We start from the raw sequence: 19,065 nt of genomic DNA on the forward strand, positions 1-19,065 counted from the left end.
AATGACCCGTGAGGCTTAACCATACAACACCAAAATGGTTTTGCTCGGATATCTAGTCCTTGTAAGAAAATTGACTGAGAAAGTCAGCTTAATCCAAATTCAGTTTTTGTCTGATGACAATAGCGCTGTGGCCCCACCTGATCCCTTGCCGAACTCAGAAGTGAAACGCAGTTGCGCCGATGGTAGTGTGGGAGTTCCCATGTGAGAGTAGGTCACCGCCAAACACCAATTTCGGCGGAGTGGTAGTTCAGTTGGTTAGAATACCGGCCTGTCACGCCGGGGGTCGCGGGTTCGAGTCCCGTCCACTCCGCCAACTATTCAGAAAAAGCCCAAATCGAAAGATTTGGGCTTTTTCGCATCTGCGTTTTTTCAAAACGGAAGCAGAGCGGCAGTTCAGTTGGCTAGACTCTTTGCTACCAGCTTAGCGGCCTGTCACGCCGGGGGGGCGGGTTCTGCTCGTGGGTATGGTCGTCCACTCCGCCATCGGTAACGAAACCTCAGCCGAAAAGCTGAGGCTTTTTGATTGGCTTTAATCTTCCACCGTAGCCGAGAACGAGTTCTCGGAACTATTCAATCTTGAGCAAGACCTGTTACAGAGTAGCCATCGTCCGATCTGTTCATCCACCTACAACCCAGTCTTAGTCGCAAGATTGGGGCTTGTTTATGTCGGCAGTTGAGCTGTTGCTCACTTTGGTTGTGGCTATTTAATCGACCCTGTTTTAAGTCAAATTTAGCGCCAATGAACGGTGCTACCATCCGCCTTAATTTACCTGAGCAACAGGGACTGTTGTACACATGTTGGCAATGTTGCAGCTTGTCTGCGCTAAAGCACTCGCCAGTTCGTTTTTTAGCTTGAACGGCTCGGTGTTATTACAAGCTGAAGGGTGGTTCAATCGCGCCATCGAGGCTATTGCGTTGGGCTGGTCGGTGACCAGCGCCAGTTTGACCGCTTCCGCCGGTTATGGCCTCACTTTGGTGTTTTTGCTCGGGCTCGCTATTGGCACCCTGTCGTTATGTATCGCCCATCGTCGTGTTGGAAAACCTGAGCGTGGCTTGGTTGATCAGCAATTGAGCGAAAGCCAAGGGCGCTTGAGTATGGCATTGGTGGCAGGGCGTTCTGATACCTGGAGTTGGCACCATGCCGAGAACCTATTGCGGGTCGATAACCAACAGCAGGTGATTAACCATACCGGCAAAGCGTTGCAATGGCCGATGGATAAATTGCCAATACATCCAGATGATTACCCAGCAGCAAAAGCTAAATGGCAAGCGCATTTGCAGGGCGAAGAGCCCTATCTTAATTTGGTTTGTCGAGTTAAGAGTGGCGATCATCAGTGGCGCTGGGTGCAGATCTCTGGGGCGGTGATCGAGCGAGATCCTCACGGCGAACCGATTTTAATCAGCGGCATCTACACCGACGTCACTGAGCATCGACAACTGCAACAGGAAAGTGGCTTGTTAGCGCAGGCTTTGGCCAACACCTCTGAAGGGCTGTTGGTGATGAGCGCCGAATTTGAGGTATTGCAAGGCAATCCGGCCGCGGAGCGGATCTTGCGCTTGCCGGCATTGGATGGGGTGCGGTTCAGCCAGTTGCTGCCGCACCACACTGGTGATTGGCAGCAACGCTTGCGAGATGGCCATTGGCGCGGTGAACTGCAGATGTGTCGCGGTGACGGCACCGAAGTGCCGGTGTGGCTGACCATGAGCCCGATGGAGGGGCATGCTCAGCATATTGTGGCACTGTTCTCGGATATGACTGAACGCAAACAAGCGGAGCAAGAGTTGCGGCAGTTAGCTGATTTTGATCCGCTAACGCAGTTGGCTAACCGGGCTAAGTTTGTCGCTCATTTGCGTCAGCAGATCAACCAACGCAGCTCGTCAGAGCGGATGGCATTGCTGTTTTTAGACTTGGACCGCTTCAAACACATCAATGACACTTACGGTCACAGTTGCGGCGACGAACTCTTGGTTGAGGCGGCCCAGCGTCTGCAAAAAGTGGTGCGCGGCACCGATATGCTGTGCCGTTTTGGTGGCGATGAATTCCTGATTTTAGTCTCTGATATCCCTAGCGAAACCATCGTTAATGAGCTGGGACAGCGGATCTTGGATTCGATTGCGCAGCCGTTTTGGATCGATCAGCAGCCATTTTATATCTCTACCAGCATCGGGGTGGCGATGTGGCCACAGGATGGTGACCAAAGCGAAACCCTGATTAAACACGCGGATCTGGCGATGTATCACGCCAAAGAGGATGGTCGTGGCCGCTTCTGTTTTTACAGTCAGCAGCGTGATGCCCAGGCGACCTATCAGCTGGATTTGGTCAACGCGTTGCGCACTGCGATTGAACGGGAGTCGCTTAACCTGTGCTATCAGCCGCAGGTGGATCTGCATAGCAACCGTGTTATCGGTATCGAAGCGCTGTTGCGCTGGCAGGGACAAGATGGTCAAGCGATATCACCGGCGCAGTTTATCCCATTGGCAGAGTCGTGTGGTTTGGTGGTGGCACTGGATCGCTGGGCGCTGCAGCAAGCCTGTCAAACCTTTGTTGGCTGGAACTTGCGTGATGGCCAGACGCTGTCGGTGAACGTGTCTGGTTCGCATTTTCACCAAGTGGACTACGTTGATTTTGTGGCCTCAGTGCTCAAGCAAACCAATATGCCACCGATGAATCTGTGCATCGAAATTACCGAAGGGGTGCTGATCAAACAGGTGCCAACGGCGCGCAAACAGCTGGATGCACTGCGCCGATTGGGGGTCAACGTTGCGGTCGATGACTTTGGTACCGGTTACTCGTCACTGGCCTATCTGGCTCACTTTGCGGTTGATGAACTGAAGATTGATCGCTCGTTCGTCAAAGAGTTACCAGAGCGCGGTAACAGTGCCATCATCCGTACTGTGGTTGATTTGGGGCGAAACCTGGGTCTGCGGGTGATTGCCGAAGGGGTCGAAAGCCCCGAGCAAGAGGAGCAGCTATTGCGTCTTGGTTGTAGACGGATGCAGGGCTATCTGTACTCGCGGCCGCTGAGCAGTGAAGCGTGTTATCGGTTCCTGATGGAGAGCAGTCGCCATGGCTTGCCGCCGTCACCAGGTCGCAGGGCACTAACCAGCACTCAGTTGAAAATCGTTTAGCGTCAGGCGGTCATTTCAGTACAATGGGCGGTTCCTCTTTATGGCCAATCGCAACACCGGAACCCCATCATGGCAGAGTCTAACGCCCGCGATCGCGGCGAACGAAAACAGCAGCAGGCGGTGGATCAACTGAAGATCCCGCCGCACTCGTTAGAGGCTGAGCAGTCGGTTCTCGGCGGCTTAATGCTTAACAGCGATCTGTTTGATCAGGTGGCTGAAAAGGTGGTTAAAGAGGATTTCTATAGCCGCAGTCACCAGCTGATATTTGAGGCGATGTCGAAGTTGATGGAGGCCAGTGAGCCGCTGGATTTGTTGACCGTTTCCGAAGCCCTGACCAAGACCGGCCACATCGACAGTGTCGGCGGCATTCCTTACCTATCGGATATCTCCCGCAACACCCCAAGTGTCGCCAACTTAAGCGCCTACGCCAGCATCGTCCGTGAACGGGCGGTGATGCGCGAGATGATCAAGGTAGCCAATGAGATTGCCGATGCCGGCTTTAATCCGGAAGGCCGCGATTCATCGCAACTGTTGGACTTGGCTGAAAGCAAGGTGTTTAAGATTGCCGAGTCACGCACCAACGCCAACGAGGGCCCTGAAAACCTTAAGTCGGTGCTCAACAAGACCATCGATCGCATCGAACAGCTATTCAATAACCCTAACTCTGGCGGTGTTACTGGGGTTTCCACCGGTTATGCCGATCTGGATAAGATGACTGCTGGTTTGCAGCCATCGGATCTGATCATTGTCGCGGCCCGTCCGTCGATGGGGAAAACCACCTTTGCCATGAACCTGTGTGAGCAGGCGGCGATGAACGAAGATAAGCCGGTGCTGATCTTCTCGCTAGAGATGCCATCAGAGCAGATCATGATGCGTATGCTGGCGTCGATTGGCCGGGTTGATCAAACTCGGATCCGTACCGGTGAGTTGGACGACGACGATTGGGCGCGGGTGACCTCGACCATGGGGATCATGATGGAGCAGGGCAAGATGTACATCGATGACAGCTCTGGCCTAACCCCAACCGAAGTGCGCTCTCGCGCCCGCCGGGTAGCGCGTGAGCATGGCGGCATCTCGATGATCATGGTCGACTACTTGCAGTTGATGCAGGTGCCAGCGCTGTCAGATAACCGTACCTTGGAGATCGCTGAGATCTCGCGCTCACTGAAAGCTCTAGCCAAAGAGTTAGAATGCCCCGTGGTGGCCCTGTCGCAGCTGAACCGTTCGCTTGAACAGCGGGCCGATAAGCGGCCAGTGAACTCCGACTTGCGTGAATCCGGCTCTATTGAACAGGATGCCGACTTGATTATGTTTATCTACCGCGACGAGGTTTATCACCCCGATACGGCAGAAAAAGGTCAGGCGGAAATTATTATCGGTAAACAGCGTAACGGGCCGATTGGCCGAGTGCCGCTAACCTTCCAAGGCCGCTTCTCCCGCTTTGATAACTACAGCGGAACCAGTTTCGAATACGACGAGTAATACCAATTGTCGCAATTGGTAAAGGATGATTGATGCGTTTCTCTCCGGTCGCGCAGATCCGCTTAGGCGCTCTGCAACACAACTTAGCGCGATTGCGCCAAGCGGCTCCCAACAGCAAAGTGTTCGCGGTATTGAAGGCCAATGCTTACGGCCATGGGCTGATCCCAATTGCCGAGGCGCTTAGCGGGGTCGATGGTTTTGGCCTTGCCCGCATCGAAGAGGCGTTGGCGCTGCGTTCTCACGGCATTGATGCCCGAGTGCTGCTGCTGGAGGGGGTGTTTTCCGACACCGACTTCGAACAAGCGGCCGCGCATCATTTGGATGTGGTGGTGCATGACGCTTCGCAAGTTGAGTTGTTGTGTCAGCTGAAACTGTCGAAGCCGTTGAAAGTGTGGCTAAAGGTCGATTCTGGGATGCACCGGCTAGGGGTTCAGCCGCATGAATTTGCGGCGCTTTATCAGCAGCTAAGCCAGTGCGATAACGTCTGCCAACCCATTAACTTTATTACTCACTTTGCGGTCGCCGATGAGCTGGAAAATCCACAAACGGTAAAGCAGATCCAATGTTTTAATCAGCTTACCGAGGGACTGCCAGGGGAGCGTACGCTGTGTAATTCCGCTGGCGCCTTAGGCTGGCCGGCTGCTCATGGTGATTGGATCCGGCCGGGGTTGGCGCTGTTTGGCGGCAACCCGATGGTTGGGGGGCGGGCGCCGCAATATGGTCTAGAGCCGGTCATGACCATGCGCTCCAAGGTCTTGGCGGTACGGCATCTGAGCGCCGCTGAACCAGTCGGTTACGGCCAGAGCTGGCGCAGCAACAACGCCACCAAAATCGCGGTAATTGCCATGGGGTACGGCGATGGCTATCCGCGCCATGCGGTTTCGGGCACGCCGGTGCTGATCAATGGTCAACGGTTTCCGCTGGCAGGTCGAGTGTCGATGGATATGCTGACCGTTGATGTGGGCGATGCCGATATTCAGGTTGGTGACGATGTGGTGCTGTGGGGCGAGGGGCTTGGCATCGAAGAGATCGCCGAGTGCGCGAGCACCATCCCTTATGAGCTGCTGTGTTCGACAACCGCTCGGGTAACCTATCAATACCTCGATTGAGCCCCGTTGCTTGCAACTGCTTTGCTGACACTAACGCCGAATCGGTTATGCCATTCGGCGTTGTTTTTAAGAGGCCGGTTGTGCTTGTTGCAGTGGTGCGTCAGTGGTGGTCGCAGGTTTAAGGCATTGCTGCAACTGCTTGATGGAATAGGGCAACGGCAACTGCTGATAATGTTCCAAAACCAACGGTACCGCATTGCTTAGTACCAGCAGCGATAGTGGGTGCTTGCTGGCTTGCTGCTGTTGCTTTAGGGCGGTTAGCAGTTCCAAGCTTAAGCTGCCAACCTCACTGATGACAATCTGCTGGCATTGGCCGCTAAACAGTTGCGGCAGCAAGGCGCGCAGATCGCTATGAAATTGCGGTTGGTATCCTAAACACAACAGTTGCTGCTTGAGCCCTTGGCCGAGCCAGTTGCTGCGTCCCAAAACGGCCACAGTACCGCGTTCGGGCAAGGTGGCGGCGCTGGGTTGCCAGGCAACTGCCATCGATACCTGCGCGCGGCCGCCTTTACTGGTTGACCAAATATCGATTTTGGCGCCCTGCTGCTCCATTTGATGTAGCAGCAGTAGTGGTTGCAGGTAGCTGCCTAAGTGCTGCGACAGCAGGGCAAAACTCCAATGGCGGCGCTCGCGCCAAGCGGCGATCACCGCCTTTGGCCACGGCGTACCGTGTTGTTCAAAGTCCACCAGCAATCGTTCGTGTTGCTGGCTGATGGCGATGCTGGCTTGTTGTTGGCCGGCGTGAACTGCCCCTTGTAGCAGCGCCAGTGGCAGGTCGTACAGCAGCGCCAAAGGCCCCTCTAGGTGATTGCTGCATTGATGCTGTCGGTGCAGCATCAACTGGCAGTTAGGCTGCTGTTGCAGGCGGTCGCTAAGTCGTTGCAACTGTTGATCAATGCTGAGCATTTCGATTGCAAAGTGATGATCGCCCATCGCTCGCTGCAACTGCAATAGCGCGTCAAAATCATGAGTTAGCTGCTGCAAACATTGCTCTGGCTTGCTGCGATCCAGTCGCGCCAATTGTTGTCCCCATAACAGCAATTGGCTGCCAAACAGCGCTTGCTGTTGGTGACTGCGGTTAAGGCGATAGCGCAATTGCCACGCCCATTGGCCGCCAAACCATAGAACCGCCGCCAGCAGCAGCAATAACGCCAGTTCGCGCTTTTGTTCTAGCGAGATCAGCAGTTGATCCCGTTGCCCGGTTTGGATCTGCGCCAGATCGTTAAAAATTCGCTGTTGTGGCAAAGCCAGCAATCGTTGGGTCAGTTGTTTACGAATATCACTGGCTTGGCGAAACACCATGGTGTGCGCGTACAGGTTGTTTTGTAGCTGTGGTGCTAGTTGGCTGATCAGTGGCCGGATGTCATATTGCGCGATTGGCAGTTGCCAGCGAAGTGTGGCGACTGCCATCTGCTTTGCTGGCGAATCTGCCTGGTCTTCGGCCTCTTTTAATAAACTATCGAGAGCGATGCGACTGCTGTTGGCGGCGATCTGATGGCGGATCAGGTGCAGGGTATAGTCGCGTAACTGTTGGGCCACACTGGCCACGCTTTGATGCTGTTTGTCGAGTTGTGCCAGTTGTTCGCTGTCACGCTGCAGTTGTTGGGTGATGTGGCTGAGGTAATCCAAATTGGCGGCTGGAACCGCTTGGTATTGAGCAATCGCCTCTAACAGTGCGTGGCTGTCGTTGCGTAGCCGTTGTAACTGAGCGATGTGCACGTCCAATTGTTGCAGCTGTTGGCTTTGCTCCAACCCTAAGCGGCCGAGTTGAATGGCGCCGCCAAGCAACAGGCCGATCGCCAGCAGATTAATCAGTTTCAGTTTCATCAAGCAGGCTCAATATTGGGGGTGGTGGCGCGGTTAGGCTGTTTAAAAATGCCAGCAGTTCGGACAGCTCTTGTTGAGTCAGTTTTTTGCCCAGCTGACTTAGGGCCATGATCTCGACCGCTTGCGATAGCTCGTGGACCGAGCCGTTGTGAAAGTAGGGGGCGGTTTGGGTAACATTGCGCAGGCTTGGTACGCGAAACACCATTCGGTCTTGATCTTTCAAGGTTAGCTCGGCCAAGCCAAGGTCGCTGCTATCCAGATGGTCGCGATAGGTCAAGCCAAAGGTTTGCAGCAGATTGCCACCGACGTTGATCCCCTGATGACATTGGATGCAACCGATGTCGGTAAACTGCTGCCAGCCGGCTTTGGCTTGGACAGACAGCTGGGCTTCGCCGCGCAGATAGCGGTCGAAGTTGGAATCAGGGGTTTGCAGCTGTTGCTCGAAATAGCTGATGGCGTAAGCGATGCTGTTGGCATTAATTGGCTGTCCAAGCAGCGTTTGAAAGCGTTCAACCAGATCGGCATCGGCACGCAGTTTGCCGATCACTTGCGGCCAGTCGCTGTCCATCTCTAGTGGGTTGTGCAACGGGCCATTGATCTGCTGCTCTAGCGACAACGCGCGGCCATCCCAAAACTGCATTGGGTTAAAGCCGGAGTTAAACACCGTTGGGCTGTTACGATGACCTTGGCCTTGGACACCGATGCTGACCACCAACGGTTCGGCGCCGTAACCATCAAGGTGGTGGCAACTGGCGCAGCTGATTTGGTTGTTGGAGGAGAACCGCGGATCGACAAACAGATCGCGGCCAAGTCGTGCAAGTTCAAGATCTATTTCGTAGGGATTAAAACGGGGGATCGGCCGGATCGCTAGGTGGCGCTGGGCTTGCGCTTGTTGCAGGCTGTACTCTAATTCGGTGTGGATTGGCACCGGTTTTTCTGGGCTGCAGCCACCTAACGGTGCCGCCATCAAGGCGGTGGTAAGTAACCTAACGATTAATTGGAACCGCTGCGATGTGGGCTGCGCCAAGATGCATCCTTGCCGTGAATGGTGCGCCTATTGAGTTAAGGTATAGCCAGCACCATGCTGACCAGCAACCGTCGCTTGGTCATATCCACAAATTTAGGGAGCCGCCGGCAATGTGGCAGCAACAACTCATCACCTTAACCCCGAAACCTCAAGGGTTTCACCTGATCACCGAAGAGATCCAGCAAGCGTTAACGGCGCTGGCGTCAGTGCAAGTTGGCCTGTGCCATCTGTTGCTGCAGCATACCTCCGCCAGTCTGAGCCTTAATGAAAATGCCGATCCGACGGTGCGGGGCGATTTGCAGCAATATTTACAGCGGTTGGTACCGGAACATGCCCCGTACTTTCAACACACCTACGAAGGGGCTGATGATATGCCGGCGCACATTAAAGCGGCACTGCTTGGCACCAGCCTAATGCTGCCGATCAGCAACGGCCGTTTGGCGCTAGGAACTTGGCAGGGGATCTATCTGGGGGAACATCGTTATCAAGGCGGCGCACGGCGAGTGTTGGTAACCATCCAAGGGCAGTGAGCAAATCCGAGAACGGGATTCAACCGAGTCAGCCAAAGGCGTTGCAGTTGTTAGCGGATGCGTTCAATTGATGCGAACAAATTAAGTTTTTGTTATGGTTTTTGCGACTGTGATCACTCAAAACAATGAGTCTGCGCAACGCTAACGATAAATGCTGCTCAGGGACTAATAAAGCAGTCGATAACACTAATAATAAACACGAACCAGGGAGCAAGTAGTACATGGCACTAATGCGCACAACTGCCGTGGGGTTCAGCCTAATCGTCGCATCACTTTGGCCGGCGGCTCAGGCCGCTGACGTTCCACCGGGCACCCAGCTGCATCCGGTTCAGGAATTGGTCCGAGGTAATGGCAGTGAGCCAGCCTCACTGGATCCGCAAAAAGTGGAAGGCACCACCGGCTCAGCCATCACCAAAGATCTGTTCGAAGGACTTGTTCAACAAGACGAGAACGGCAATATCATCCCCGCTCAAGCGACCCACTGGGAAGTCAGCGGCGGCAACAAAGTTTTTACCTTCCATCTGCGTGACGGCATCAAATGGTCCAATGGCGATCCGGTAACCGCCCACGACTTTGTCTACGGTTTCCGCCGTGCAGTCGATCCCGCTACCGCGTCTCGCTACGCCTGGTATTTGGAGATCGCCACCGTTAAAAACGCCACTGCGATCATTCAAGGCAAAGCGGAGCCGACCACCCTTGGCGCCCGTGCCATCGACGACAAAACTTTTGAAGTTACCTTAGAAAAGCCGGTGCCGTACTTTGTGCGGATGTTGGCTCACCAAAATACCTTCCCCGCGCCGCAGAAGGTGATTGAGCAGCACGGTGATATGTGGACTCGGCCAGAGAACATGGTCACCAACGGCGCTTACACCCTCGATAAGTGGGTAGTGAACGAGAAGATCATCGTTAAACGCAGCCCAACCTACTGGGATAACGCCAAAACGGTGATCGACCAAGTGACCTTCTTGGCACTGCCAGCCAATACCGAATTGGCTCGTTATAAGGCCGACGAAGTGGATCTGACGCTGACCATCCCGATGGAACACTTCAAGTCGTTGAAAAAGCAGATCCCCGAGCAGATTGTGATCTCGCCGTATCTGTCGATGTACTACTACGAATTCAACACCAAGGTGCCACCGTTTGATGACTGGCGGGTGCGTAAGGCGTTGTCATTGGCGGTAAACCGCGAAGCGATCACCACCTATGTGACCGGCATGGGCCAAAAACCGGCATACGGTTTTACCCCAGATTCGGTGGCCGGGTTCACTCCGCCGGTACTGGATTACGCCACTTGGACTCAGGAACAACGTGATGCCGAAGCCAAGCGGCTGATGGCCGAAGCCGGTTACGGCATCGGTGAAGACGCCAACGGTAACGAACTCAAGCGCTTGAACGTTAACCTGTTGTACAACACCCACGAGGCGCATAAGAAACTAGCGATTGTGGTGGCGCAGTTGTGGAAGCCGCTGGGCGTTCAGGTGCGTTTGGAAAACCAAGAGTGGAAGACCTTCTTGGATACCCGTAACCAAGGCCGCTTTGAGATGGCCCGTGCCGGTTGGGCTGGGGATTACAACGAAGCCTCGACCATGCTCGATGTGTTGCTGTCGACCCACGGCCAAAACAAGGGTAAGTGGGCCAACGCCGAATACGACCAGATCATGGAGCAATCGCGCCTAGTCGAAAGCGATGAAGAGCGCGCCAAGCTATACACCCGGGCTGAAGAGATCATTGCCGATGAGATGCCGGTACTGCCGGTGTATCAGTCGGTGATGGCGGTGTTGAAAAAGCCGTACGTTAAGGGCTATCCCGAAAATAACGTCGAAAACACCATCTATTCGAAAAATATGTACATCGAGAAGCACTAAGGCGCAGGAGACAGAACATGTTGAGTTTTGCTATTCGCCGCTTGCTGCTGGCGATCCCCACCTTGTTTATTCTGGTGACCCTGTCGTTCTTTATGATGCAGGCGGCACCGGGCAGCCCATTTACCGGCGACTTTAATTTGCCGCCAGAGGTACTGGCTAACATTGAAGCCAAATACCACCTTGATAAGCCGTTGTGGCAGCAGTACCTGTACTATCTTGGCGACTTGATGAAGGGCGACTTTGGCCCGTCGTTTAAGTACCGCGATTACAGCGTTAACGAACTGATTGCCGCCTCGTTCCCAGTGTCGATCACCCTTGGGGTGGTGGCCTTTATCGTCACGGTGATCTTGGGTACCGCCCTTGGCACCATCGCCGCCCTGAAACAGAACAGCTGGATCGATTACACCGTAATGAGCACGGCGATGGTTGGCGTGGTACTGCCATCGTTTGTGTTAGCGCCGGTGCTGGTGTTGATCTTCGCCATTAAGTTGCAGTGGTTCCCCGCTGGCGGCTGGAATGACGGCGCTTGGCTCAATCTGGTGTTGCCGGTGTCAGCGATGGCGATCCTGTATATGGCCTCCATCGCCCGTATTATGCGCGGCTCGATGATTGAGGTACTGCACAGCCCGTTTATTCGTACCGCCCACGCTAAAGGCTTGCCGATGCGTCACATCATCTTCAAGCACGCGCTGCGTCCGGCAATGCTGCCGGTGGTCTCCTACTTGGGCCCAGCGTTCGTGGGGATCATTACCGGTTCGGTGGTGATTGAAACCGTGTTTGGCATTCCGGGGATTGGCCAGTACTTCGTTAACGGCGCGCTGAACCGTGACTACTCACTGGTGCTGGGGTTAACCATTCTGGTTGGCGCGCTAACCATTCTGTTTACCGCGATTGTGGACATCATCTATGGTCTGATCGATCCACGTATTCGAGTGGAGGGCTAAACCATGCAGACTATGACCTCGAAACAAAATAACCAAGCGGTGGAAAACTTCGCCGAAGGCTTAGAAGTGGAAGGCCGCAGCCTGTGGGCTGACGCTCGTCGTCGCTTCTTGCGCAACCGCGCCGCAGTGGTCTCCTTAGGCGTATTGGCGTTCATCTTTGTGTTGGTGATGATTGGCCCGGCGCTGTCGAGCTACACCTTCGATGAGATGGACTGGGAAAACATGGCCTCGGGCCCAAGCTTGGCCAATGGCCACTTCTTCGGTACCGATTTCCTCGGCCGTGATCTGTTCGTGCGTACCTTAGAGGGCGGGCGCATCTCGTTCTTGGTGGGGGTGTTGGGCGCGACCGTGGCGGTGATCATCGGCACCTTGTATGGCGCCATTGCCGGCTACATTGGCGGCCGTACCGACAGCGTGATGATGCGGATCTTGGAGATCCTGCAATCGTTCCCATTCATGTTCTTGGTGATCCTGCTGATGACCTTCTTCGGTCGCAGCCTGTTTCTGATCTTCCTCGCCATCGGCGCGGTGTCGTGGCTGGATATGGCGCGGATCGTCCGTGGCCTGACCTTGGGCCTTAAAAAGAAAGAGTTTGTTGAAGCGGCGATTGTGGCTGGTAGTCCCAATAAGGACATCATTCTGCGCCACTTGGTGCCAAACGTACTGGGGATCGTGGTGGTGTACGCCTCGCTGCTGGTACCGGGGATGATCCTGTTTGAATCGTTCCTGTCGTTCTTGGGCCTTGGGGTGCAAGAGCCGTTTACCTCCTGGGGGGCGCTGGTGAACGAAGGCGCGATGACCATGGAGGTGGCGTTGTGGCAGTTGGTGTTCCCAACCTCATTCTTGGTGATCACCCTGTTCTGTTTTAACTACATCGGCGACGGTTTGCGCGACGCCCTTGATCCAAAAGATCGCTAAGGAGGGCACATGAGTTTGCTAAAAGTTTCCGATCTGAATGTGCAGTTCACCACCCCAGATGGCAACGTCACCGCGGTGGATAAACTGAGCTTTGATCTGGCCGCCGGCGAAACCTTGGGGATCGTCGGTGAATCAGGCTCCGGCAAAAGCCAAACGGCGTTTGCGATCATGGGCTTGCTGGCGAAAAACGGTCTCACTCAGGGCTCCATTCAGTTCCAAGGGCAAGAGATCTTAGGCTTGCCTCCGAAAGAGCTGAATAAGATCCGCGCCGAGCAGATCGCGATGATCTTCCAAGATCCGATGACCGCGCTAAACCCTTATATGAAAGTGGGGCCGCAGCTGATGGAAGTGCTGATGCTGCACAAAGGCATGGGCGCCAAACAAGCGTTTGAAGAGTCGGTGCAGATGCTCGATGCGGTCAAGATCCCTGAGTCCCGTAAGCGAATGGACATGTACCCGCATGAGTTCTCTGGCGGCATGCGTCAGCGGGTGATGATCGCCATGGCGCTGCTGTGTAAACCAAAGCTGTTGATCGCCGATGAGCCGACCACCGCATTGGATGTGACGGTACAGGCGCAGATCTTGGACTTGCTCAATGAGCTGAAGAACGATCTTGGCACCGCCATCATCATGATTACCCACGATCTCGGCGTGGTTGCCGGTATCTGTGACAAGGTGATGGTGATGTACGCCGGTCGTACCATGGAATACGGCAGCACCGATGACGTGTTCTACCAGCCAACTCACCCTTATTCGCAAGGGCTATTGTCGGCGATCCCACGGCTGGATGATAACTCGCCGGTACTGGCAACCATTCCGGGCAACCCGCCAAACCTGTTGGCGTTGCCACCGGGCTGTCCGTTTAGCGCGCGCTGTACCAAGGCGATTGAGATCTGTCATAACCAACCGGCGCCACTGGTTAACTTTGGCGGCATTCGTCAACGCTCTTGCCATATCGAAATTAAGGAGGAGGTTGCATGAGCCTGCTTAAAGTAGACAACGTAAAGGTGCGCTTTGGCATTAAGAAAGCGCAGAAATGGCCATGGGATCCGCTGCCGCAGCTGAAAGCGGTGGATGGCGTGTCGTTCGAGATCAACGCCGGCGAAACCCTTGGAGTTGTGGGCGAATCCGGTTGTGGTAAATCGACCTTAGCGCGGGCGCTGATCGGCTTAGTGCCGGTCGCCGAGGGCACCATTGCCTTTAATGGTGTAGAGGTCAACACCAGCGATCCGCTGGCAATGAAAGATCTGCGCAAAGAGGTGCAGATGATCTTCCAAGATCCGTTGGCCTCACTCAACCCGCGGATGACCGTGGGTGACATCATTGGCGAGCCGCTGCGCAACTACTACCCGGATTGGAGCAAAGAGCAGATCCAAACCGAAGTGCGCAAGATGATGAGTCGGGTTGGCTTGTTGCCAAACGTGATCAACCGTTATCCGCACGAGTTCTCCGGCGGTCAGTGTCAGCGTATCGGGATCGCCCGGGCGCTGATCTTAAAGCCCAAGCTGGTGATCTGTGATGAGCCGGTCTCGGCCTTGGACGTGTCGATTCAGGCGCAGGTGGTTAACCTACTGAAAGAGCTGCAAGCGGAGATGGGACTGGCGCTGGTCTTCATTGCCCACGATCTGTCGGTGGTTAAACACATCTCTGATCGGGTGCTGGTGATGTATCTGGGTAATGAGGTCGAGCTGGCCAGTGCTGAAGAGCTGTATGGCAAGCCATCGCACCCTTACACCAAGGCGCTGTTGTCGGCGGTGCCGATCCCGGATCCTAAGCTTGAGCGGGGCAAAACCATCATTGCGTTGACTGGCGAACTGCCGTCGCCAATCAACCCGCCATCAGGCTGCGTGTTCCGTACTCGCTGCCCGCAAGTTAGCGACGAATGTGCCCACAACCGCCCTAGCTTGACGTTGATTGAAGGGACCCATCAGGTGGCTTGCCCTAAGCATGATGTCGCTTAGCACAGCGGTTGATTATCATTAATCGGTAAGCATCAAGGCACCTGCGGGTGCCTTTTTTGGGTTGTTCTAGGGCGTGTCGACCTTGGTTAGATGGCTGGCTGAATAATGACCTCTGTCAATTCTGTCGCGACCGTTAACGGGCACAATGGTATTGCCTTTACTGATGGAGAAAAGCGCGATGATTGTTGAAGATCACAGTCTAGTGAATGAGTTTCCTCAAGATAAGCACCTGATTGAGCAGCTCAACCTAGCCGACAACCAATTCCACCAACTGTATAACCAGTATCACGAACTCGACCGCCAAGTGCACCGCATCGAAGCCGGTTTTGAAGTAAGTGATGAACGTTTTTTAGAAACGCTTAAATACCGCCGACTTAATCTAAAAGATCTCCTGTTTAGCGCCATTCAAGACGCTAAAGTCCAACTTAATTAGCCAGCGTTTCTCGGCTTTCAAATTGGCGTTTAAAGGCCGCTGGTGTGTGCTGGGTGTGACGTTTGAAGTACTTGACGAAGTAGGTCGCATCGTCAAAACCCAGTTCGCCGGCGGCTTGTTGGACGCTGTAGCCGTCCATGGTCAGTAAGCGTTTAATCTCCAGCACCATGCGGAAATCGATTAGCTCCTTGGTGGATTTACCGCACGCTAACTTGGTCAATTTATTTAATGACTTGTAGTTGCTGTGCATCAACAGGGCGTAGCTGTTGGCGTCGCGAACGGTTTTGAAATTGTGGTCGATCAGCGTGAGAAGCTGGGCAAATTTCTGTTTTTGTTGCTCGGTTAGATGGGCGATCGATTGTTGACGTCGTTGTGCCAGTTTCATCCGCAGCACCGACAGCAGCAGCTGGATCACCAGATCGCTGTCGCCTTGGCGCTTGGCTTTGATGATTTCGCTGATCAGGGTGTGGCAGCTGGCGGCCAGCTCGTCGTCCAAGGTTAGGATTGGCGAGTAGCTCATGCTCAGGTGCATCGGTGCGAAATAGGAGGAGCGGACGTTGGCGGCACTAGCCAGAAAGTAGTCGCAACTCATGCTGATCACCAGCCCCTGATGATGGCTATGGTCGAAGCCATGGATCTGATTGGGGCGGATAAAGATCATCTGGTTGGCGTGGTAGCGATACCAGTTGAAGTCGATAAAGTGTTGGCCTTCGCCTTCAAGCACATAGATAAAGTGAAACTGCTGCGCTCGATGATGGCGTTGGCCGCCCTCGTCATGGGGCAACTGCTCGATAAATTGCGCCAAGCTGGTGATCTGCAAGCCATCGGCAATGGGATCGAGGTCAGTAAGTTGGTCCAGAAGCGACAAGGTCATTGGGGGGAAGCCGGTGGCGAGCAGTGACGCCAATTATCGGCGTCACTGGCTTTAAAAAACAGCGTGATTGGCCCGCACGATGCAACCGCGCGGGACCGATCACAATTACTTGTGGATGCGTTTGATGGTGGCCGCTTTAGCGTCGTAATCGCTGTGACACTGCTGACAGGAATCCGCCGCACGTAACCAAGGCTGGCGGAACTTGCCATCTTTGGAGTAGTGGCTCTGATCGTCCGATGGTGCATCCAGATTGATCTTAAACAGGTGGATGTTGTTCGGCATGTGACAATCGGTGCAGCTGGCCATCATCTTGTGACCTTTAGCGCCGCCGCCGTCAGCGGTGCTGGCAAATTCGATGTCAGTGTGACATTCGCTACACTCACCCAGCATTGCGCCTTCATGGCCCGGCTCGTCTTTGTTGGTGGTCGACAGGTGTGGGTTGTGACAATCGGTGCAGCTGAAGTCCTGCTTTGCCCCTAACGCTTCACCGCTGTCTGGATCCATCCCCAGCAGTGCATCGGAGGCAAAGCGCGCCCCCAGTGGGTATTCCATTACGCGGCCAGAGTGGCTGTCGCCACCAAAGGCTTGGTTGAAGTAGCTGTCGTAGCTTGGGTACTTACGCTCACCATCTTTGGTGTGACACTCGGCACAGGTGATCGCCATGCCATGACCCATGCTGTCGGAGCGCAGATCGGCGGCGGTGCGGCCTTTAGCAACTTTGGTGATGTTGTCTTTGCTTGGATCTTCTACGTGCTGGCTACCGGCGCCGTGGCAAGCTTCACACTGAATGCCGCCAAAGGCGAAGGTGCCGCCCATCCCAGGCAGATTGTCTTGACGCTGCTTGTTGCGATCGTCGCCGGCTTCCGAGGTGTAGGCTTTCCAACCGGTGGTGTGGCAGCTACCACAGCTAAATGGGTGCGAATCGGCAGCGTGACCAGCCATGTAATCTAAGCTCGAGTGCGGGCCATAGGCTTGGCCATCTTTAGCTAGATTCAGACGCACATTGCTGCCGGTCATGATGTAGCCATCTTTATCGAGGAACATCGCACGGCGGATGTAGCCACCGATTACGTAGCTTACGTCGGCAAAGCTTTCTGGGTTACCGGCGCTGTTATCGACCCCTTTGATGTACTGCAAGCCATCGCTGATGTCGGTGAATGGGTACTTTGGTGCTTGGCCATTTTCAATTTTGTTGAGTTTGAAGTTGTGGCCCGTTTCCAAAAACGAGGCTTTGCCTTGGTGACAGTCGATACAGGTGTCACTGCCAACGTAGCTCAGTTCGGCAGCGGTGGCGGCGTTATCAGCCGGACCGGCGTAACTGGCGCTGCACAGCAATAATGCCGCAGCGGTAGCCGACAGAGCGGCCAGCGGAGTAGGGTATAGGGTCATGTTCATCATCTCGATTGGTTGCGCGCTGGGTTAGGCGCCAGCGCGTCTTGAATACCATCCGAAAATTAATCAAATCGCTTCGGCATCAATAGGTGATTCTTGGCAAGAAAATGGCACATATTAGGCGCAGGCTAAGGTCTGTGATCGACCACTCGCCCTGAACCGCGATGGGAGCCTAGCGACAAAAAAGGGGCCAAAGGCCCCTAAATGATCATGTTGTTATCGGCAACGATCAGAACTTGTACCACAAACCGAGGTTGAACAGTTTGTCGTCGGCATCGTAGACGCGTTCGCCGTTGATGTGGTCAACTTCGGCATCAAAATAGCTGAAGTGGGTGAAGACCTTGGTGCTGCGGCTGATCTGGTAATCCAGGCCGATGCTGTAGTTGGTTACCTGGGTGGCGGCGACGTCGCTAGAATCCAATTTTACGTGCTGAATTACCTTGTCGATGTACTTGCCGTTGCCGGAGTCATCTTGGCCGTAGCGCGCTTTAAACTTCAGCTTGTCGTTCAGTGGGTAGTTGGCGCTCAGGACAAAACCGCTGCCATCGAGGTTGTTGTATTTCAGATCTTGGGTGTCTTGGTACAGTGCCCCTAGTTGCCATTGGCCCAACTTTACTTGGCTAACGAGACGCCACATCCGCTCTTGTTTTAGGCCGTCGTTATAGGCTGCGCTGAAAAAGTAAGGCTGTTTTTTAAAGCTTTTATCGCCGTGCAGGAGAGAGACAGCAAAGGGATCGCCCAAGTTGGTTTTGTTGTTGTTCTTGTCCTCGGCATCGTCTTCAAGCAGGTAGTTCACCAGCACGCGGCTATTGGCAAACTCGGCGGAGCTGAACTCAACCATGTCTCCCATCCGGTCTTGCCCGGCAAACAGGCGGTTGATATCGGTGTTGGTGAGGTTGAACTGGTCGATGCTGCCTTCGGATTTCAAGAATACGGTGAGCATCTTACCGAAGCTGACGGTACCCCAATCGCTTTGCAGGCCAACGAAGATATCCCGCGCTTTGAATGGCGAGTTGTCATCGGTGTCGTCGCCGTTAAGCATCACTTCCGCTTTGTAGATCAGCGCCAGTTGTTCTGTCAGCGCGCTGCTGCCGCGCAAACCAACGTAAGAGAAATCATTTTGTAAGGTAGTGCCATCACTGCCGCTGGGGTTAGCGGCAAAGGCGGTGTCGGCCTGAGTGAGAGAGAAGCGCAGATCCCCATAAAAGATTGGGGATTGCAGTTGGGCGTGCGCCTGACCGGCCAGCAGACAGCTGGCCAATAATGCGGTATGGGACAGTTTCATCATCATTTTCCTTACTCGCCGAGGTGATAGCACCAAGGGGACTGGCTGGGCTGCATGGCAGCGTAGGCGGGCAAAGGTAAGCAACCACCGCGGCGCAAAATAGGTGAATAATGGCGTGAAAATGGTGAATTTAGGGCTGTGGTTCGGGGCTGTGATCTCGCCGAGTTGTGGCCTTGAAAGTGCGATATTCCGCAGTCAGTTCTGACTGAATTAGAGCAAGATCTAAAAAACAGCGTTCGAAATGTTTTGGGAATAACTGTTGCGCTGATTAATTAATTGTCAGAGTGCT

15 protein-coding genes, 1 tRNA gene and 1 rRNA gene are annotated in these 19,065 nt (G+C 54.4%); 12 read left to right on the top strand and 5 right to left on the bottom strand.

Annotated features, from left to right (window positions below):
• Window positions 1–109 precede the first annotated feature (109 nt).
• The 5 genes from rrf (at window position 110) to alr (ending at window position 5,720) form a co-directional block, all read left to right on the top strand.
• A 5S ribosomal RNA gene (rrf, locus tag G506_RS0112335) occupies window positions 110–224 on the top strand.
• 12 nt (window positions 225–236) lie between these two features.
• A tRNA-Asp gene (locus G506_RS0112340) sits at window positions 237–313 on the top strand.
• Window positions 314–795: 482 nt separating this feature from the next.
• The gene (locus tag G506_RS19620; protein WP_051202099.1) at window positions 796–3,129 is read left to right on the top strand and encodes a putative bifunctional diguanylate cyclase/phosphodiesterase; all 2,334 of its coding nucleotides are present in this window, start codon (window positions 796–798) and stop codon (window positions 3,127–3,129) included.
• 69 nt (window positions 3,130–3,198) lie between these two features.
• Window positions 3,199–4,611, top strand: coding sequence for a replicative DNA helicase (gene dnaB, locus G506_RS0112350; RefSeq protein WP_028117140.1), 1,413 nt, complete (start codon window positions 3,199–3,201; stop codon window positions 4,609–4,611).
• Between the two features lie 32 nt (window positions 4,612–4,643).
• The gene (gene alr / locus G506_RS0112355; RefSeq protein ID WP_028117141.1) at window positions 4,644–5,720 is read left to right on the top strand and encodes an alanine racemase; all 1,077 of its coding nucleotides are present in this window, start codon (window positions 4,644–4,646) and stop codon (window positions 5,718–5,720) included.
• A gap of 66 nt (window positions 5,721–5,786) precedes the next feature.
• Here the strand turns inward: alr and G506_RS0112360 are convergent, their stop codons facing one another.
• Together G506_RS0112360 and G506_RS19625 are read right to left on the bottom strand one after the other, a co-directional pair.
• The gene (locus G506_RS0112360) at window positions 5,787–7,547 is read right to left on the bottom strand and encodes a hypothetical protein (RefSeq protein ID WP_028117142.1); all 1,761 of its coding nucleotides are present in this window, start codon (window positions 7,545–7,547) and stop codon (window positions 5,787–5,789) included.
• Entirely contained in the window at window positions 7,528–8,574 is a 1,047-nt protein-coding gene (locus tag G506_RS19625) for a cytochrome c peroxidase (protein ID WP_156904893.1), read from the bottom strand. Before G506_RS19625 ends, G506_RS0112360 begins: the two co-directional genes overlap by 20 nt.
• A gap of 110 nt (window positions 8,575–8,684) precedes the next feature.
• Between G506_RS19625 and G506_RS0112370 the strand changes: the two genes are divergently transcribed.
• The 7 genes from G506_RS0112370 to G506_RS0112400 all read left to right on the top strand — a co-directional run bounded on the left by G506_RS0112370 (window position 8,685) and on the right by G506_RS0112400 (window position 15,225).
• Window positions 8,685–9,104, top strand: a complete 420-nt coding sequence (locus G506_RS0112370) for a secondary thiamine-phosphate synthase enzyme YjbQ (protein ID WP_028117143.1) — start codon at window positions 8,685–8,687, stop codon at window positions 9,102–9,104.
• A gap of 221 nt (window positions 9,105–9,325) precedes the next feature.
• Window positions 9,326–10,969 (top strand): peptide ABC transporter substrate-binding protein, encoded by a 1,644-nt coding sequence (locus G506_RS0112375; protein WP_051202101.1) that lies wholly within the window; start codon window positions 9,326–9,328, stop codon window positions 10,967–10,969.
• A gap of 17 nt (window positions 10,970–10,986) precedes the next feature.
• Entirely contained in the window at window positions 10,987–11,913 is a 927-nt protein-coding gene (oppB, locus tag G506_RS0112380) for an oligopeptide ABC transporter permease OppB (protein ID WP_028117145.1), read from the top strand.
• Window positions 11,914–11,925: 12 nt separating this feature from the next.
• Window positions 11,926–12,831: an oligopeptide ABC transporter permease OppC gene (gene oppC, locus G506_RS0112385; protein ID WP_035387314.1), complete on the top strand. Its 906-nt coding sequence runs from the start codon at window positions 11,926–11,928 to the stop codon at window positions 12,829–12,831.
• Window positions 12,832–12,840: 9 nt separating this feature from the next.
• Window positions 12,841–13,812, top strand: a complete 972-nt coding sequence (oppD, locus tag G506_RS0112390) for an oligopeptide ABC transporter ATP-binding protein OppD (RefSeq protein ID WP_028117147.1) — start codon at window positions 12,841–12,843, stop codon at window positions 13,810–13,812.
• Window positions 13,809–14,792: a murein tripeptide/oligopeptide ABC transporter ATP binding protein OppF gene (gene oppF / locus G506_RS0112395; RefSeq protein ID WP_028117148.1), complete on the top strand. Its 984-nt coding sequence runs from the start codon at window positions 13,809–13,811 to the stop codon at window positions 14,790–14,792. The genes oppD and oppF overlap by 4 nt, the downstream gene beginning before the upstream one ends.
• Before the next feature lie 178 nt (window positions 14,793–14,970).
• Window positions 14,971–15,225 (top strand): HP1242/YdcH family protein, encoded by a 255-nt coding sequence (locus tag G506_RS0112400; RefSeq protein WP_028117149.1) that lies wholly within the window; start codon window positions 14,971–14,973, stop codon window positions 15,223–15,225.
• On the opposite strand, the gene G506_RS19630 is transcribed toward G506_RS0112400, so the two are convergent.
• The 3 genes from G506_RS19630 to G506_RS0112415 form a co-directional block, all read right to left on the bottom strand.
• The gene (locus G506_RS19630; protein ID WP_084631358.1) at window positions 15,218–16,099 is read right to left on the bottom strand and encodes a helix-turn-helix domain-containing protein; all 882 of its coding nucleotides are present in this window, start codon (window positions 16,097–16,099) and stop codon (window positions 15,218–15,220) included. The genes G506_RS0112400 and G506_RS19630 overlap by 8 nt on opposite strands.
• Before the next feature lie 105 nt (window positions 16,100–16,204).
• Window positions 16,205–17,488, bottom strand: coding sequence for a hypothetical protein (locus tag G506_RS19635; RefSeq protein ID WP_156904895.1), 1,284 nt, complete (start codon window positions 17,486–17,488; stop codon window positions 16,205–16,207).
• A 232-nt stretch (window positions 17,489–17,720) separates the two neighbouring features.
• On the bottom strand, window positions 17,721–18,776 hold the full coding sequence (locus tag G506_RS0112415) for a porin (protein WP_169628107.1): 1,056 nt from the start codon (window positions 18,774–18,776) through the stop codon (window positions 17,721–17,723).
• Window positions 18,777–19,065: the final 289 nt, after the last annotated feature.

It is taken from the genome of Ferrimonas senticii DSM 18821 (assembly GCF_000422665.1).
In the GTDB taxonomy this organism is placed as follows: Bacteria; Pseudomonadota; Gammaproteobacteria; order Enterobacterales; family Shewanellaceae; genus Ferrimonas; species Ferrimonas senticii.

Excerpts from the sequence above, each read along its gene's own strand:
- G506_RS19620 (WP_051202099.1), top strand. The coding sequence starts at position 796 with ATGTTGGCAATGTTGCAGCTTGTCTGCGCTAAAGCACTCGCCAGTTCG.
- dnaB (WP_028117140.1), top strand. The coding sequence starts at position 3,199 with ATGGCAGAGTCTAACGCCCGCGATCGCGGCGAACGAAAACAGCAGCAG.
- alr (WP_028117141.1), top strand. The coding sequence starts at position 4,644 with ATGCGTTTCTCTCCGGTCGCGCAGATCCGCTTAGGCGCTCTGCAACAC.
- G506_RS0112360 (WP_028117142.1), bottom strand. The coding sequence starts at position 7,547 with ATGAAACTGAAACTGATTAATCTGCTGGCGATCGGCCTGTTGCTTGGC.
- G506_RS0112370 (WP_028117143.1), top strand. The coding sequence starts at position 8,685 with ATGTGGCAGCAACAACTCATCACCTTAACCCCGAAACCTCAAGGGTTT.
- G506_RS0112375 (WP_051202101.1), top strand. The coding sequence starts at position 9,326 with ATGGCACTAATGCGCACAACTGCCGTGGGGTTCAGCCTAATCGTCGCA.
- oppB (WP_028117145.1), top strand. The coding sequence starts at position 10,987 with ATGTTGAGTTTTGCTATTCGCCGCTTGCTGCTGGCGATCCCCACCTTG.
- oppC (WP_035387314.1), top strand. The coding sequence starts at position 11,926 with ATGACCTCGAAACAAAATAACCAAGCGGTGGAAAACTTCGCCGAAGGC.
- oppD (WP_028117147.1), top strand. The coding sequence starts at position 12,841 with ATGAGTTTGCTAAAAGTTTCCGATCTGAATGTGCAGTTCACCACCCCA.
- oppF (WP_028117148.1), top strand. The coding sequence starts at position 13,809 with ATGAGCCTGCTTAAAGTAGACAACGTAAAGGTGCGCTTTGGCATTAAG.
- G506_RS0112400 (WP_028117149.1), top strand. The coding sequence starts at position 14,971 with ATGATTGTTGAAGATCACAGTCTAGTGAATGAGTTTCCTCAAGATAAG.
- G506_RS19630 (WP_084631358.1), bottom strand. The coding sequence starts at position 16,099 with ATGACCTTGTCGCTTCTGGACCAACTTACTGACCTCGATCCCATTGCC.
- G506_RS19635 (WP_156904895.1), bottom strand. The coding sequence starts at position 17,488 with ATGACCCTATACCCTACTCCGCTGGCCGCTCTGTCGGCTACCGCTGCG.
- G506_RS0112415 (WP_169628107.1), bottom strand. The coding sequence starts at position 18,776 with ATGAAACTGTCCCATACCGCATTATTGGCCAGCTGTCTGCTGGCCGGT.